We start from the raw sequence: 15,114 nt of genomic DNA on the forward strand, positions 1-15,114 counted from the left end.
TATCCGCCCTTCAACAGGGTTATAAAAATCAACAAGTTAAGCGCGAAAGCAAAGGTGACTTATGGAAGCCGTAGAAAGGTTTCTTAAAGAACACAACATCACGGAAGTGGAATCCACTCTGCCGGACATGACCGGTAACGCCCGTGGCAAGTTCTATCCCACCAAAAAATTCCTGGCCGAAAACGGCGGCCGTCTGCCGGAAAGTGTTCTGGTTCAGACGGTAACCGGCGACTGGGCCGCCAACCACAATGATCTGGTTGATCCAACCGACCGCGACATGATTCTCGCGCCGGATGCCGCCACTCTGCGTGCGGTGCCGTGGGCTGAAGAGCCGACTGCACAGGTAATTAACGACTGCTACACATCCGACGGTCAGCTGCATCCGCTGGCAACCCGTACTGTGCTGCGTCGTATTCTGACCCTGTTCGAACAAGAGGGTCTGAAACCGGTTATTGCGCCGGAAGTCGAGTTCTATCTGATTCAGCAGAACCCGGATCCTGACTACGAACTGAAGCCAGCCGTTGGCCGCTCCGGTCGTCAGGAAAGCGCCCGTCAGTCGTACAGCATCGATGCCGTAAACGAGTTCAACCCGTTTATCGATACGCTGTACAGCTACTGCGAAGCGTCGGGTCTGGACGTGGACACATTGATCCACGAACAGGGTGCCGCACAGATGGAAATCAACTTCCTGCATGGTGACCCGCTCAATCTGGCCGACCAGGTATTTGTGTTTAAACGTGCTCTGCGTGAAGCGGCTCTGAAGCATGGTGTTTTCGCTACCTTTATGGCGAAACCGATGCAGAACGAACCGGGCAGTGCGATGCACCTGCACCAGAGTATTGTCGACATTAAAACCGGCAAAAACGTATTTTCGAAAAAAGACGGCACATTTACCGAAACGTTTTATAACTACCTCGGTGGTCTGCAGAAATACATTCCGAATGCGATCAGCTTTTTTGCACCAAATGTGAATTCGTATCGTCGTTTTGCACCAGATATTGCCGCGCCGATTAACATGAAATGGGGTATCGACAACCGTACCGCGGGTTTACGTATACCGGAAGCAACACCAGCTGCTACCCGTATCGAAAACCGCTTCCCGGGCGCCGACTGCAACCCGTATCTGGCGATCGCTGCGAGCCTTGCCTGTGGCTATCTCGGCCTGAAAGGTAAACTTCAGCCGACAAAACCGACATATGATGCCGCCTCAGAAGACGGTGATACCGTAGAGTTGGCACGTACTTTGGAAGAAGGATTACGCTTATTGGAAGAATGTCCGGAACTGCGTGAATTAATGGGTTCCGATTTCGTTGATGCGTACATTGGCGTGAAGCGCGCGGAATTTGAAACCTTTCACCGGGTGATCAGTTCCTGGGAGCGTGAGTACCTGCTGCTCAACGTATAAGGCACTTTTCAAACAATGGGCGCGTAAAGCGCCCATGGTTTTTATGGTACTGCCATCCGGATGGCGGCATCTGAAATCAGCGATATAAGCACATTGTGATACAGCGAATACCTGTAGCACCGGGCCCATTTTTTGCTCCGGTGATGCATATAGATTGATTTAAAAACCAACGAGGAAAAGCGCAATGAAGAAAAACCTCTCTTCTGCCCTGAAACTGTCCGTTTCAGTACTGGCCCTGAGTATTTCAGGTCTGTCCGCCACCGCTCAGGCTGAAGAACTCAAGTTCTTTAACTGGTCTGACTACATCGCTGAAGATACCGTGCCCAATTTTGAGGCTGAAACCGGTATTAAAGTGACGAATGACGTGTTCGACAGCAACGAGGTGCTTGAAGCCCGTATGCTGGCTGGTAAATCAGGGTACGACCTTGTGGTTCCGACCTCCCACTTTATGGGTCGTCAGATCAAGGCCGGCGTTTTCCAGAAACTGGATAAATCCAAACTCCCTAACATTAAATACATCGACAAAGACCTGCTCGGCTTCCTCGACGCCGTTGACCCGGGTAACCAGTACGGTATTCCGTATCTGTGGGGCACCACCGGCATCGGCTACAACGTCGAGCTGGTGAAAAAATACCTGGGCGAAGATGCGCCGGTCGACAGCTGGGATCTGGTATTCAAACCAGAAAACCTGAAAAAACTGTCTGCCTGTGGTGTGAGCTTCCTCGACTCGGCCGACGAAATTTACCCACTGATCATGAACTACGTGGGCGTAGACCCGAACAGCATGAAAGTGGACGACTACAAGTCAGACTCCAAATCGGCAAAACTGCTGAAAGACATCCGTCCGTACATCACCCAGTTCCATTCGTCTGAATACATCAATGGTCTGGCCAACGGCGACCTGTGTGTGGCAGTAGGCTGGTCTGGCGACGTACTGCAGGCTCAGGACCGCGCCGGCGAAGCTGAAAACGGTGTTGAAATTGAATACGTTATTCCGAAAGAAGGCACCCAGATCTGGTTCGACATGCTGGCGATTCCGGCCGATGCCGACAACGTGGCGGCGGCCCATAAATTCCTGAACTACCTGATGGAGCCTAAGGTGATTGCTGAAGTCACCAACTACGTGGCGTACGCTAACCCGAACACCGGCGCGGCTGAGTTTCAGGATAAAGAAATCACCGATAATCCAGGCGTATACCCAAGCGAAGAAGTGAAGAAAAAACTCTTCCCTTCCAAAATGCGCACTCAGGCGATCGACCGTGTGATGACCCGTATGTGGTCTGATATTAAGAGCGGCCGTTAAGAGCTGCGATTCCCGCACAGGGAGTGGAGAGCCCGGCGAAAGCCGGGTTTTTTTATGGGGGGGGGCGTTTGGGGTTTGAAGCTGGAAGCTGGAAGCGTAGCATTGCACTGTTTTTCGTTCCCATGCTTTCTCGTTCCCACGCTCCGCGTGGGAATGCCAGCTCACCGGGAGCCGGGACAGCTTGCCCTGAATGCACTGAAAATAGCCGTTCGTGCTGAGTAGTGAGGAACGAACGTCCGTCGAAGTATGAACGGTTTATTTGGGCCTGCGGCCCGGGTTTTTGTAAGGAGAGGTCTCTCCTTACGATCCTCTCTTGCGGCCATCCGTCTTAATCCGCTCCATTCGTTACCAGTTTCAGGCACGCGTAGAGGCGGGTCCCTCCGCCCCGACGCTTCTCGGGCATCCATGCCCTCAATCCTGACTGGTTGCCTCATTCCACGGCGACGGATGAAGCCGCGATAAACCGTTTGGGGACGCGAAGGCTGAGTAGCTTCAAGCTTCAAACTTCCGGCTTCGTGCACCACAAGTCATTGACTAAAAACTCAACGGCAGACAGTATTGGGCCAAGTACAACCAAAGCGTGTTCGCTTTACTCCACTTACAAGGCTCGTTAATCCAGGGGACGGATTCAAAAGCTGAGTAAAATCAGCGTCTTACCCATACTCTCCCTGAATTAATGTGCCTGATCGCAGCGGCAAAACGCGCATGCGCGTTTATCTGTGAAAGCTTTGTACAAGAAGGTGGAGAATGGCCCGTTAAATCAGCTGGTTAGTACACCAGATGGCTGATCAATGTTGACGGTGAATCGAGCAAGCGCATGAATAAAACTGTTAGCTGGTGGCAGTTCCGAGCTGTCGTATAGGAATTAATTTAAGATGGAAGAGAAATTCTCAATGTGGCCAGACCATTATCCTGAGAAGTGTCCACCGGGCGATGCGGAAGATGTATCGGGTGTGGTGTATAGATTCACCAATAGAACAAACCCTAAACACAGGGACTTTCTGTCTTATTATGAACTAAAACCAGACGAGGATTGGGGCAAAAAGGCATGTCAAGCTAGAGGGTTGTCTGTTTATACCTCAGAGGAGGACTGTAAAACAGCTGTATCATTGGTGCCAGCTTTGAGGAAAAAGAACCTTTGTATCGCTGAACTAGGTTCAGAATCTGGTGTAATTGCGGCTACTCCTTCAAAAAACAATTATAATCACAAGACGCTGTGGCCACTCATTAGCGCCCAAGAATTAGCTGAAATATTTATGCCAATGGATACTTCGAAGGTGGCTCATGCTTAACCTTCCAAAAAACACAATTCTCGGAAAATTGCGTATCGAAACTGTCTTTCAGTTTTATGATATTCCGCGACTTTTCTCCTGTATCAATAACTCTGGCACGAAGTATCTAGCATTATCTGTGTTTGATGATTATGAAAGTTACAAGTGGCTGTATCTTCCTGTTTCAGCAGATAGATTCTCCACAATCGTAAATAAAGGGATTGAGCTTAGAGCTGCTTTTCTTTCTCCCGAAGATGGATACCTTTATGAAGTGGAATCTAATTTTTCTGGTGAATCAACTGTACGCCATGTCTTCCCAGAACAAATACCATTAGAAGATTTGCCCGATGAAGATGCTCATCTGGAGTCGAAGGAAGGCGTTCACCTCGGTCTAGGAATTGTTGATGCAGATCTTGCGGCAGCGGGCTCAAGAAGAGAAACGTATAACCTTCATTTTTACCCTTGGGATACCAAGCTTCCTGAAATTGACGCAAGGGATTTGGGCGGCATACTTACTTCTTTTCAAGAACTCGCCAATGCGCTTGGGCAATATTGCAAGGGCGATGTCACTCTAAAAGGTGCGATTCCTGCTGAAATTATCGAAGCAACGAAATTTAGAGCTACTCAGATTTTCGAGGGCTCGTTCGGGTTACAGCTAAAATCTAAGTCAACGTCTGATTTGTTTCATAGTTCATTGGCATCTGATGTTCTTCTGGAATTAACGAATTTAATCGAATCTAGGGACAATGAAGATAATATCAGCAATAAACTTCATGAGCTAAAAGGTAGGGTTGCATCCAAATATCGTTCCTTTTTAAGGGAGGTTTCAAAATTAGACTCTCCAATGAAGCTGCATTGGGGTTCACCTAATAGCGAACGTGGTAGGGTTTTGTCGCTCTCTAAGCAGGAAATTAAAAAGGCGTTCGATCTGGTTAGCAAAATAGATATTGATATGTCTGAATCAGTTATTTTTAGGGCCGAATTGCTGGGCTTGGATGTCAAGACTAAACGATATCGTGTACGTCATTTAAGTGATAATGAAGACTACAGCGGAAAGATTCTAGAAGAGTCCTTGGATGCAGTAAGGCATTCTGAAATCAATGGAATATATAACGTAACATTAAAAAAGATTATCGAAACAAATTTTTCTTCTGGCGCCGAATATACAAAGTGGGCTCTCGTTGCGCTGGAATCAGCTAACAAGTAGCTGTACACGGACCCAGTTACGCTGCGCTAGCTTGTGGTTTGCTTCGCAAACTCTACCACAAGCTAGCTCCACTCCACTGGGCCGGTAAGCTAGGCGTTAGGCGTACGCAATCACCAAGTCAAGTAGAGAATTTGGAAAATGAATGGCTTGGAATATCACATTAGAAATATTTCGAAAGATGTACCCCATCAGATAAAACTCATCGAACGTGATATATCGCGGGGGAAGATATCTAAGGATACCATTGATTCATTGGCGGCTACCGAGAATAAAAGCGTTTTAACCGTAAGTGGTTTGAGTCAAGAAACTTTCGAGTATTTGATCAGTAACTATGGGTATAAGTTTCGAGTAATTAATTTTTGGAAGTGTCCTAAAGTAGAAGATTTTTCGCCGATCGAAGAGCTTGGAAATATCGAATATATATCCTATTTTTGGAACCAAAGAGTAAATCGACTGTGGAATTTCAAAAAGACACCGAATTTAAAAGGGTTTAGCTTTGATGATTTTACGAGACTTCATAATCTATCAGATCTAGAAAACGCGACTAGCCTTGAAGAACTTGAGTTTGGTGACAAGGTCTGGGTTAAGTATAAGCTTGAGACTCTTGATCCCATATCTAAGCTACGAAATCTTCGAAGGCTGTCCTTTTCGGCCAAAAAAATCGAAGATGAGAGGATTGAACCGCTTGCTTTCCTTGCCGGTCTTGATCACATTTCTTTCCCTGATAATCTCTTTACCACAGAGCAGGTAGCATGGCTTAAAGCGAAGCTCCCAGAAACGATTGAGTCAAAGGTACTGAATGCTCTACGGACAATAGACAAGCCTTTAGCAATGGGTGGAAAATCTAAGGACACCTTTATCGTAGGCAAAAGAAAGCCGTTTTTGGATTCCAATGCAGACAAAAAGAGAATTGAAAAATATGTTGATCAATTCAACGCCAGATTTGCATGGTTTAAAGAAAACCCATCCAAGCTGCCTAGTGATTTCGCCTAACAACGCGGAGAGTCGCGGCGAAAGCCGGGTTTTTTTATGGGGGGCGTTTGGGGTTTGAAGCCAGATGCCAGATGCCAGAAGCGTAGCATTGCACCGTTTCTCGTTCCCATGCTCTGTGTGGGAAGGCTGTTCACCGTGGGGTATTCGGGTTATTTCGGATTTTAAAAGGGGAGGTCTCCCCTTTTGATCCCCTCTTGCGGCGCTGCACCTTATTTCCGCTTCTCTTGTGATTTGCTTCCCGCACGCGCACACACGACATCCCTGTCGTGGGTCCGCTTGCCCGGCATCCATGCCGGTCATCCGGGCAAATCACGGCGACAACCGGCGGTGCAGCAAGCCGCTGGACAACCCTCAGGGACGCGAAGGCTGAGTAGCTTCAAGCGTCTGGCTTCAGGCTTCGTGCACCACAAGTCATTGACTAAAAACTCAACGGCAGACAGTATTGGGCCAAGTACAACCAAAGCGCGCTCGCTTTACCCAAGTACAAAGATCGTTAATCCAGGGACGGATTCAAAAGCTGAGTAAAATCAGCGTCTTACCCATACTCTCCCTGAATTAATGTGCCTGATCGCAGCGGCAAAATGCGCATGCGCGTTTATCTGTGAAAGCTTTGTACAAAAAGGTGAAAAGGTCCGTTAAATCAGCTGGTTAGTGCACCAGATGGCTGATCAATGTTGACGGTGAATCGAGCATGCGCATGAATAAAACTGTTAAGTTTAATATGGTGGATTCAAATATCACTAGGCAACGAGATGACCGAATATATTGAAATCGATATAGTCGAAGATGAATTCCGGTTATTTAATCGGCTGCTCCTCTCTTATAACGACTTTAAACAGGCGCATGAGATCGCGTCTGAGCTCGTGAAAGGTGACTACTATGAAAAGTATCCAGAAAACCGCCATATTCTACATGCGTTAAACTTGGCGGTTATTATCGCCTATTCACGCCCTTTCAAAACCAGCAGAGGAAAGCTGGCGTTAAAGTCGATACCAGAGGATATTCTCTGCGGCTTCGACGAAGAGAAGATGAAAATTCATAAGCAAGTCCTTACCGACAGGGACACAATGATGGCGCACTCTGACGCGGATGCGAACAACGTTATTCCGCAAGTCTTTGATCTCGGGCATCGCAAGATGTTGATGCCCACGAATGCCAGTCCATACGTAATTCATTTATTGCCTGAGGTGATGGAGAAGTTGGCAGACATGGCCTACGAGCTGCAAGAAAAGGTATTTGAGAAGCGGATGGAGATAGAGCCAAAAATCATAGATAAATTGCCTTTGATTCAGGTGCAAGATGAAAATTAACAAGTCAATCAAGTTCGCGCCTTCGGCGCCGGACAGCCTAACGGCTGCCGGTTATTGAGGCGTTAAACACTCCGAACATCATGGCCAGACACCCTTGCGTCCCTGAGGTTTTTACCGCGACTTGCTTCGCCGCCGGTTTTTGTCGTTACCCACCCGAATGACCGGCATGGACAAATTTGACCGGATCAAATTTGAACAGCCGCAGGCTGGCCCGCAGGGCAAAAGGCAGGACGCCTGAAGTCTCTTGTGGGTGCGCGAGCCGGAAAGTGGGTAACAAAAAAACCGGGAATAAGGCGGAGCGCCGCAAGATAGGATCGTAAGGAGCGGTCCGACGGTCGGTACTTCCCCTTGCAATAAATCCGGGCCGGCAGGCCCTAAAAAGCCGCTCAGATTTGGACTGCTTCACGCTAAACATGAGGGGTGTTTTCAGCTGTGCCGGTGTGTATGCCACCCTACTCAGCTTCGCGCTCAGAACGAACGGATATTTTCAGCTGAATCGGTGTGAGGTGCTCACCCTACGCAGTTGTATTTGGTGCGCCCTGTTTCGCAGGACGGTAGCGTTCCCTCTCGGAAATGTGAGCGTGAAAAGTCGGGCATAAAAAAGCGGGCCTTAAGCCCGCTTTTCAACTCAGCGAATCACGCCTCAGAATTCAATCCACGTCGTCTTCAGCTCGCTGTAATCATTCAGCGCATGCATGGATTTATCACGGCCATTACCCGACTCACCAAAACCACCGAACGGCACGGTAATGTCGCCACCGAAATAGTTGTTCACACCCATGGTGCCGGTGCGTACGCCCTGCGCCACTTTTAATGCGGTGGAAATATCGCGGCTCCACACGCCACCGGCCAAACCGTAGCGCGAGTCGTTGGCGATTTTTACAGCGTCGTCGGCGTCTTTAAAGCGGATGGCAGAAACCACAGGGCCAAAGATTTCTTCCTGGGCGATGGTCATTTTGTTGTCCACATCAGCGAACAGCGTAGCTTCGTGATAGGTGCCGCCCAGCGCGCCGCCTAAACCATTAATGGCTTTACCGCCGGTCACTAAGCGCGCGCCTGTGTCCTGACCGATCTGCACGTATTTCTGAATGGTGTTGATCTGGTTCTGGTCGATGATGGCGCCCATGCGCGTGGCCGGGTCGAGCGGGTTGCCCGGTGTCCATACTTTGCTGTGCGCTGCGACTTTTTCGATAAAGGCGTCGTAAATGCTGTCCTGAATCAGCAGGCGGGTGCCGGCGGTACAGGTCTGGCCGCAGTTATAAAAACCGGCCACGGCAGCCCATTCGGCGGCGGTGTCGAGGTCGGCATCGGCGAAGACGATATTGGCGCTTTTGCCGCCCAGTTCGAGGAAGGTGCGCTTCAGGTTGCTCTGACCGGCGTATTGCATCAGCAGTTTGCCGACGCCGGTGCTGCCGGTGAAGGTCTGGCCGTCGATGTCCGGGTGCAGGGAAAGGTGCTTGCCCAGGTTCACGCCGTCGCCCGGCAGTACGTTGAGCACGCCATCGGGCAGGCCGGCTTCGGTGGCCAGTTCGGCTAAACGCAGGGCGGTCAGCGGGGTTTTCGGGTCGGGCTTCAGAATCACCGAATTACCGGCGGCCAGTGACGGCGCCAGTTTCCATGCAGTGGTCGACAGCGGGAAGTTCCACGGCACGATGGCGGCCACCACGCCCAGCGGCAGACGCTGAATCAGCGCCAGTGTGTTGTAGGCGGTCGGGGCGATTTCACCGTACACCTTGTCGATGGCTTCGCCGGTCCAGCGGATGGTGTTGATGGCCGATGGCACGTCGATGTCGTAGGTGTCGCTGATCGGCTTGCCCACATCCAGACATTCCAGCAGCGCCAGTTCTTCGCGGTGCTCTTCGATCAGGGCGGCCCAGCGGGTGAGGATCAGTTTGCGCTCACGCGGCGCCATGCGCGACCAGACGCCGCTTTCGAACACGCGACGGGCCACTTTTACCGCGGCGTCGCCGTCTTCCTGTTTGCAGTCGGGCATCTGTGCCAGCACCTGACCGGTGGCCGGGTTCATCAGCGGCACGGTGGCGCCGGACAGGGCCTGCACCGGTTTGCCGTCCAGCCAGGCGTGGGCAGGAATGCGCACCTGCGCAGCTTTGGCGGTCCATTCAGCAAGGGTGTACAGGCTCATAGTGTTCTCCACAGACAGTTGTCATTACGCCCTATTGTGCGGTGTCAGGCGGCTCTTGGGTATATGCCCTGAGGGGTAGCCGGGTATTGTTTAATTCCCTATTAAAATTCAGGACTTTTGGGGCGGGATCAGGGGTGAGGACAGCTCATAAGGAAAACAGAAGAAGCACACTCAGGTAACAGGGCCTGTTTTTATCGGCAGTTTTACTGAGTGACATGCGGGTTAATGGCACAGCCCTTCGGAGAATACGCGGGTAACTTCCTGAGTGGGGCGTGGCGGCGATTTTTTGTATTGTCCGGGGCCTTACTGAGAGTTGGCTCAGGGCTGGCTCAGGTTTCCGCCCTAAAGCACGGATGTAACAGCCTTTTTCGCCCGACTGCCGCGGTTGTCGCGGCAGATGCCGCCGCCGTAACCAGACCCTGACGAGGCCGGAGCGGGCAAAAGGCAGGCCAGTTAATCCCGATTGGCGCGCTGGGGTTCTTACACTAATGTCACATAGGTTGCCCCCGGTGGTCTGGTGATAGTCTGTCAGGGCATCCCGCCGGCAGTGCATCAGGCATTGGCCTGACCGGCCGCACTGTCAAACGCAAGCACGGACACGCAATAACATTAATAACGTTAAAAAAAGACCGGAGCTGATATGAAATCCTTTCTGCACAAAACCCTGCTCATCGCAGCTGCTGTACTGACCCTGCCAGCCATGGCGGAAAATTACTCTGTGGGTACCGGCAGTCAGAGCGGCACCTATTACCCGTTCGGCGGCATTCTCGCCAAAATCTGGAGCGAGAATATTCCCGAGGTGAATGCCCGCGCCGAAGTAACCGCCGCATCGGTGGAAAACATCATCAAGGTGTCGTCCAACAAGCAGCTGGCGGGTATTGCCATGGGCAACGTGGCGCTGAAAGCGCATCAGGGCGAAAAGCCGTTCCCGCGTGAGATGCCGGCGTCTGTGCTGTTTGCCCTGTACCCGAACGTGGTGCAGATCATTGTGCCGGCCAAATCCGACATCAAGCGCGTGGCCGACCTGAAAGGTAAGAAAGTGTCGCTCGGTGCGCCGGGTTCCGGTACCCGCGTCAGCGCGGTGAATATTCTCAGTATTCTGGGTGTGGAAGAGTCTGACATCGAAGCCCAGTCGCTGAACTACACCGCCACCACCGATGCCCTGGCCAACGGCCAGATCGACGCCGGTGTGATTGTGGGCAGTCTGGGCGTGGGCGCCATCACCGAGCTGGCCCTGACCCGCGATATCCGCATCCTGTCGTTCAGCGCCGATGAAATGGCCAAGGTACGTGCGGCAGCGCCGGCGTACATGGATTTCGACGCGGCCGAAGGCGCGTACAACAAAGTGGCGGCGTTCAAAGCCCCGGCGGTGTGGAACGTGCTGATGGTGAACAAAGATCTGGATGAAAATCTGGCCTACCAGATGACCAAAACCGCGTTCGAGCACATGGATGAGCTGCGTCAGGCCATCAGTGATGCCCGTTACACCACCCTCGAGAACATGGAAAAACTCGAAGGCGTGCCACTGCACCCGGGTGCCCTGCGTTACCTGAACGAACAACGCGCCAAGTAAGTAAGTCGCAACGCGCCTGCCGGCAGCCCCGGCAGGCGCGTTGCTGTTTCCGTGTTCCGCTGATCTGCTTTTCCGGAGTCCTGTATGGGTAAATTCAACACCAGTGCCTTCCGCCATCTGGCTTTGTGGGCTGGCTTAATCGCCGTCGCTTTGTCGGTCTTTCAGATATGGCAGGGGCTGACCGCCGAACTGTCGGCCACTGTGTTCCGGCCGGTGCATCTGGGCTGGGTGCTGGCACTGGTGTTTCTGGTGAAGCCGGCGTTCAGCCGTGAGCAGGTGAGCAGCTCCGTGTATCGCGCGTTGCGCACGCTCGACGTGCTGATGGCCGCGCTGGCCGTGTGGGCCTGTGCGCGCATTGCGGTGTTCGATTACGACGACATCAGCTTCCTGATGGACGGCCTGCAGCCCCTCGATGAATGGGCCGGTATTGCCACCATTCTGCTGTTGCTGGAAACCACGCGCCGCATGGTGGGCATGACCATGGTGGTGGTGGCCGGGGTATTTATTGCCTACGCCCTGTTCGGCGATGCGCTGCCCGATTCGGTGGCCAGTAAAGGGTTCAGCGTGGAAGAAATGATCCGCTTCCATATTTTCTCGACCAACGGCGTGTTCGGTGCGCCGCTGGCGATTGCCGCCGGTGTGGTGTTTATTTTCGTGCTGTTCGGCGCCTTTCTGCAGGTCACCGGCGCCGGTCAGTTTTTTATTGATGCGGCCTTTGCTGTGGCCGGTAAATACCGTGGTGGCCCGGCCAAGGCCAGCGTGGTGGCCTCGGCCGCACTGGGTTCTATTTCAGGCTCAGCCATCGCCAATACGGTAACCACAGGCGCGCTGACCATCCCGATGATGAAAAAGCTGGGTTATACGCCGGCGCAGGCGGCGGGTATTGAAGCCGCGGCCTCTACCGGCGGGCAGATTATGCCGCCGGTGATGGGGGCCGGCGCGTTTGTGATGGCGCAGTTTACCGGCATTGCCTACAGCGACATTCTGCTGGTTTCCATTGTGCCGGCCATTCTCTATTTCGGCTGTACCCTGCTGTACGTGCACCTGATGGCGACCAAGCTCGGTCTGCAGGGCATGGAAATTACCGAAAAAATCCGCACGGTCATGGCGCAGGGCTGGCACTTTTTATTGCCGCTGGTGCTGATTACCGCGCTGCTGTTAATGAGCTATTCGCCGGTGATGGTGGGTATTGCCGGTTGTGGCGCGATTCTGATTGCCGCCATGTTGCGCAAGCACAGCATGATTTCGTTCGCGCAGTTTTATGAAGGCATGAAAGAAGGCGCCTTAATGGCACTGCCCATTTCGGTGGCCTGTGCCACCGCCGGTATTGTGGTCGGCGTTGTCGGTCAGACCGGTCTGGGTCTGCAGTTCACCCAGTTCCTGCTGGCCATGTCCGGTGGTTATTTGTGGTCGGTGCTGGTGATGGTGGCGCTGGCGGCTGTGGTGCTGGGCATGGGCCTGCCGGTCACGGCGGCTTATATCGTGCTGTCGGTGATTGCTGTGCCGGCCATGATGAAACTCGGGGTCAGCCTGCTGGCCGCGCACATGATCGTGTTCTGGCTGTCGCAGACGTCCAACGTGACCCCGCCGATTGCCCTGGCGGCCTTTGCCGGTGCCGGTATCGCAGGCGCCTCGCCGATGGCGTCGGCGGTGCAGGCGTTTAAGCTGGCGCAGGGCTTTTTCATTATTCCGGCCATGATGGCCTTCTCGACCCTGATCTGGACGGCGGACGAAAGCGCCTGGCAATACGTGTCGTCGATTCTGGCGACGGTGGCGCTGATCGCGGCGGTGGCTGGCGGCATTGAAGGGCGGCTGGCAACGCGCCTGAATGCGCTGGTGCGCGCTGTGCTGCTGGTGGTGGGAACCGCGCTGTTGTTCGTGCCCGACCCGTACCGTACCGCGCTGGTGGTGCTGGTGGCGGTGATGGTGACGGCCGATATTCTGCTGGCCAAGCGTCAGGCCGCAGCGCATAGCTGACAGGGAGCGAGCTGAGGGCAGCCAACCGTAAAAAAGGCCGGAATTTCGCTCTGCAGTCCCATGCTTTTCGTGGAATTGAGTGTATCCGCTGACTTCTGAAGCAACGTCACGCTCTGTATGCCTCCCAGGGGAACTTATCCCCTGGCCGGCAGGGCCGACCCCAGCTTCGCGCTTCCTGGGCCGTATTCCTTGTTCTCTCGATTTTTACTGAGCGCGCGCACCATCGGCCATCCATGGCCGGGTCCGCTTGCCCGGTTCCCTCCGGGCAGTTCATAAAAATCATCGTTCACTGCGGTGGCCCCAGAGGCGCTCAATTTTCGGGGACGCGTAGTCGCTCTTCACGATAGGCCATGGGCGTAAATACATGTCCCAGAACGGTTAAATCAATTTACCAGAAGCAGAAAAGCCTGAATGCAGGCTTTCGGTTAACACTCAAAACTGCTGGGCAGTCGTTGGAATTTCCAGCCTTTTTTATTTTCTGAATTCCGCCCTTTTCAGCGGTGACTGAGCATTACGTGGCGCACCACCGAATAATCTTCCAGCGAATACATGGACAAATCTTTGCCATAACCCGAGCGGCGCAGGCCGCCGTGGGGCATTTCGCTGGGCAGCAGGAAATGGTTGTTGATCCAGGTCGAGCCGTATTCCAGCTGGCTGGCCACGCTCATGGCGCGACCGATATTGCTCGACCACACCGACGACGCCAGCCCGTATTGTGAATCGTTGGCCCATTCCACGGCCTGCTCCTGTGTGTCGCAGCAGGTGACGGATACCACTGGGCCGAACACTTCTTTCTGCACAATTTCGTCGTCGTGGCGGGCGCCGGCAATCACGGTGGGTTCGTAATAAAAGCCCGGCGTGGCGGGAATATTGCCGCCGGTAATGAGTTCGGTGTGGGGTAATTCCAGTGCGCGTTCAACAAAGCTGGCGACGCTGTTGCGCTGGCGTTCGCTGATTAACGGCCCGAGCTGGTTCAGGTGGTCGTCGTTGTGGTTATAGCGCAGTGCCCGCACTTTATCGGCCAGTGTGGCCACCAGTTTTTCATACACTTTTTTCTGCGCGTAAATATGGCATGCGGCGGTGCAGTCCTGGCCTGCGTTGTAGTACCCGTAACGCGCCACGCCGCTGGCCACGGCGTCGATATCGGCGTCGTCCAGTACCAGCACCGGCGCCTTGCCGCCCAGCTCCAGATGCGTGCGTTTTACCGTGCGGTTGGCCGCCTGCAGCACTTTCTGGCCGGTTGAAATATCGCCGGTCAGTGACACCATGCGCACGTCGCGGTGATTAATTAAATGGCTGCCGACGTTATCGCCGCGCCCGAGCACAATATTCACCACACCCGCGGGTAACAGGTCGGCCAGAATCTGGGCCAGCATTAAGGTGGTCAACGGTGTCTGTTCCGAGGGTTTGAATACCAGTGTATTGCCGGCACCAATCACAGGGGCGATTTTCCACGCCGCCATCATGATGGGGTAATTCCACGGCGCGATGGCAGCCACCACGCCAATAGGGTCGCGGCGCACCATGCTGGTGTGGCCGGGTAAATATTCACCGGCCGCCGGCGCGCTTTGCGTGCGTACGGCGCCGGCAAAAAAACGGAACACATCGGCGGCGGCGGGTAATTCGTCGTCCACCACCTGTTGCAGGGGTTTACCGCAATTCAGGGCTTCGACCGGGGCCATTTGTGCGGCCATGGCATCCAGTGCACTGGCGATGGCCAGCAGGTTCGCGGCGCGTTCGGCCGGAGTGGTGCGGGACCAGTGTTTATGGGCACTTTTTGCGGCGGCCACCGCGGCGTCGACCTGCTCCAGCGATGCCTGCGGCAGGTCCAGGATCAGGCTGCGGTCACGCGGATTGGTCACGGCTTCGCGTTCGCCATCACCCATCATGCGTTCGCCATTAATCAGTAATTGCTGCTGAAATTCCATAGGT

Annotated in this window: 10 protein-coding genes; 8 read left to right on the forward strand and 2 right to left on the reverse strand. The window is 53.5% G+C overall.

The annotated features are described in order from the left end of the window. Positions 1 to 61: 61 nt before the first annotated feature. The 6 genes from ACQUQU_RS17535 to ACQUQU_RS17560 all read left to right on the forward strand — a co-directional run bounded on the left by ACQUQU_RS17535 (position 62) and on the right by ACQUQU_RS17560 (position 7,489). Entirely contained in the window at positions 62 to 1,405 is a 1,344-nt protein-coding gene (locus ACQUQU_RS17535; protein WP_430461005.1) for a glutamine synthetase family protein, read from the forward strand. Positions 1,406 to 1,589: 184 nt separating this feature from the next. After that, positions 1,590 to 2,708 carry a polyamine ABC transporter substrate-binding protein gene (locus tag ACQUQU_RS17540; protein ID WP_430461006.1) on the forward strand — a complete coding sequence of 373 codons (1,119 nt, stop codon included), beginning with the start codon at positions 1,590 to 1,592 and terminating at the stop codon, positions 2,706 to 2,708. Positions 2,709 to 3,583: 875 nt separating this feature from the next. Continuing rightward, positions 3,584 to 4,000: a hypothetical protein gene (locus ACQUQU_RS17545; protein WP_430461007.1), complete on the forward strand. Its 417-nt coding sequence runs from the start codon at positions 3,584 to 3,586 to the stop codon at positions 3,998 to 4,000. Beyond that, the gene (locus ACQUQU_RS17550; RefSeq protein ID WP_430461008.1) at positions 3,993 to 5,186 is read left to right on the forward strand and encodes a DUF6575 domain-containing protein; all 1,194 of its coding nucleotides are present in this window, start codon (positions 3,993 to 3,995) and stop codon (positions 5,184 to 5,186) included. Before ACQUQU_RS17545 ends, ACQUQU_RS17550 begins: the two co-directional genes overlap by 8 nt. Before the next feature lie 138 nt (positions 5,187 to 5,324). Next, the gene (locus ACQUQU_RS17555) at positions 5,325 to 6,179 is read left to right on the forward strand and encodes a hypothetical protein (RefSeq protein WP_430461009.1); all 855 of its coding nucleotides are present in this window, start codon (positions 5,325 to 5,327) and stop codon (positions 6,177 to 6,179) included. Positions 6,180 to 6,931: 752 nt separating this feature from the next. After that, entirely contained in the window at positions 6,932 to 7,489 is a 558-nt protein-coding gene (locus tag ACQUQU_RS17560; RefSeq protein ID WP_430461010.1) for a hypothetical protein, read from the forward strand. A 643-nt stretch (positions 7,490 to 8,132) separates the two neighbouring features. Here ACQUQU_RS17560 and ACQUQU_RS17565 read toward each other — a convergent pair. Next, positions 8,133 to 9,632 carry an aldehyde dehydrogenase gene (locus ACQUQU_RS17565; RefSeq protein WP_430461011.1) on the reverse strand — a complete coding sequence of 500 codons (1,500 nt, stop codon included), beginning with the start codon at positions 9,630 to 9,632 and terminating at the stop codon, positions 8,133 to 8,135. Positions 9,633 to 10,272: 640 nt separating this feature from the next. Here ACQUQU_RS17565 and ACQUQU_RS17570 point away from each other — a divergent pair. Together ACQUQU_RS17570 and ACQUQU_RS17575 are read left to right on the forward strand one after the other, a co-directional pair. Continuing rightward, positions 10,273 to 11,205, forward strand: a complete 933-nt coding sequence (locus ACQUQU_RS17570; RefSeq protein ID WP_430461012.1) for a TAXI family TRAP transporter solute-binding subunit — start codon at positions 10,273 to 10,275, stop codon at positions 11,203 to 11,205. Positions 11,206 to 11,289: 84 nt separating this feature from the next. After that, positions 11,290 to 13,182, forward strand: coding sequence for a TRAP transporter permease (locus tag ACQUQU_RS17575; RefSeq protein WP_430461013.1), 1,893 nt, complete (start codon positions 11,290 to 11,292; stop codon positions 13,180 to 13,182). Between the two features lie 494 nt (positions 13,183 to 13,676). Here the strand turns inward: ACQUQU_RS17575 and ACQUQU_RS17580 are convergent, their stop codons facing one another. Continuing rightward, positions 13,677 to 15,110, reverse strand: a complete 1,434-nt coding sequence (locus ACQUQU_RS17580; protein ID WP_430461015.1) for a gamma-aminobutyraldehyde dehydrogenase — start codon at positions 15,108 to 15,110, stop codon at positions 13,677 to 13,679. Positions 15,111 to 15,114 lie beyond the last annotated feature (4 nt).

Origin of the sequence: Thalassolituus sp. LLYu03 (assembly GCF_050507655.1) — a bacterium.
GTDB lineage: Bacteria > Pseudomonadota > Gammaproteobacteria > Pseudomonadales > Oceanobacteraceae > Venatoribacter.

Coding starts and splice junctions, on each gene's coding strand:
- ACQUQU_RS17535 (WP_430461005.1), top strand. CDS start 62: ATGGAAGCCGTAGAAAGGTTTCTTAAAGAACACAACATCACGGAAGTG.
- ACQUQU_RS17540 (WP_430461006.1), top strand. CDS start 1,590: ATGAAGAAAAACCTCTCTTCTGCCCTGAAACTGTCCGTTTCAGTACTG.
- ACQUQU_RS17545 (WP_430461007.1), top strand. CDS start 3,584: ATGGAAGAGAAATTCTCAATGTGGCCAGACCATTATCCTGAGAAGTGT.
- ACQUQU_RS17550 (WP_430461008.1), top strand. CDS start 3,993: ATGCTTAACCTTCCAAAAAACACAATTCTCGGAAAATTGCGTATCGAA.
- ACQUQU_RS17555 (WP_430461009.1), top strand. CDS start 5,325: ATGAATGGCTTGGAATATCACATTAGAAATATTTCGAAAGATGTACCC.
- ACQUQU_RS17560 (WP_430461010.1), top strand. CDS start 6,932: ATGACCGAATATATTGAAATCGATATAGTCGAAGATGAATTCCGGTTA.
- ACQUQU_RS17565 (WP_430461011.1), bottom strand. CDS start 9,632: ATGAGCCTGTACACCCTTGCTGAATGGACCGCCAAAGCTGCGCAGGTG.
- ACQUQU_RS17570 (WP_430461012.1), top strand. CDS start 10,273: ATGAAATCCTTTCTGCACAAAACCCTGCTCATCGCAGCTGCTGTACTG.
- ACQUQU_RS17575 (WP_430461013.1), top strand. CDS start 11,290: ATGGGTAAATTCAACACCAGTGCCTTCCGCCATCTGGCTTTGTGGGCT.
- ACQUQU_RS17580 (WP_430461015.1), bottom strand. CDS start 15,110: ATGGAATTTCAGCAGCAATTACTGATTAATGGCGAACGCATGATGGGT.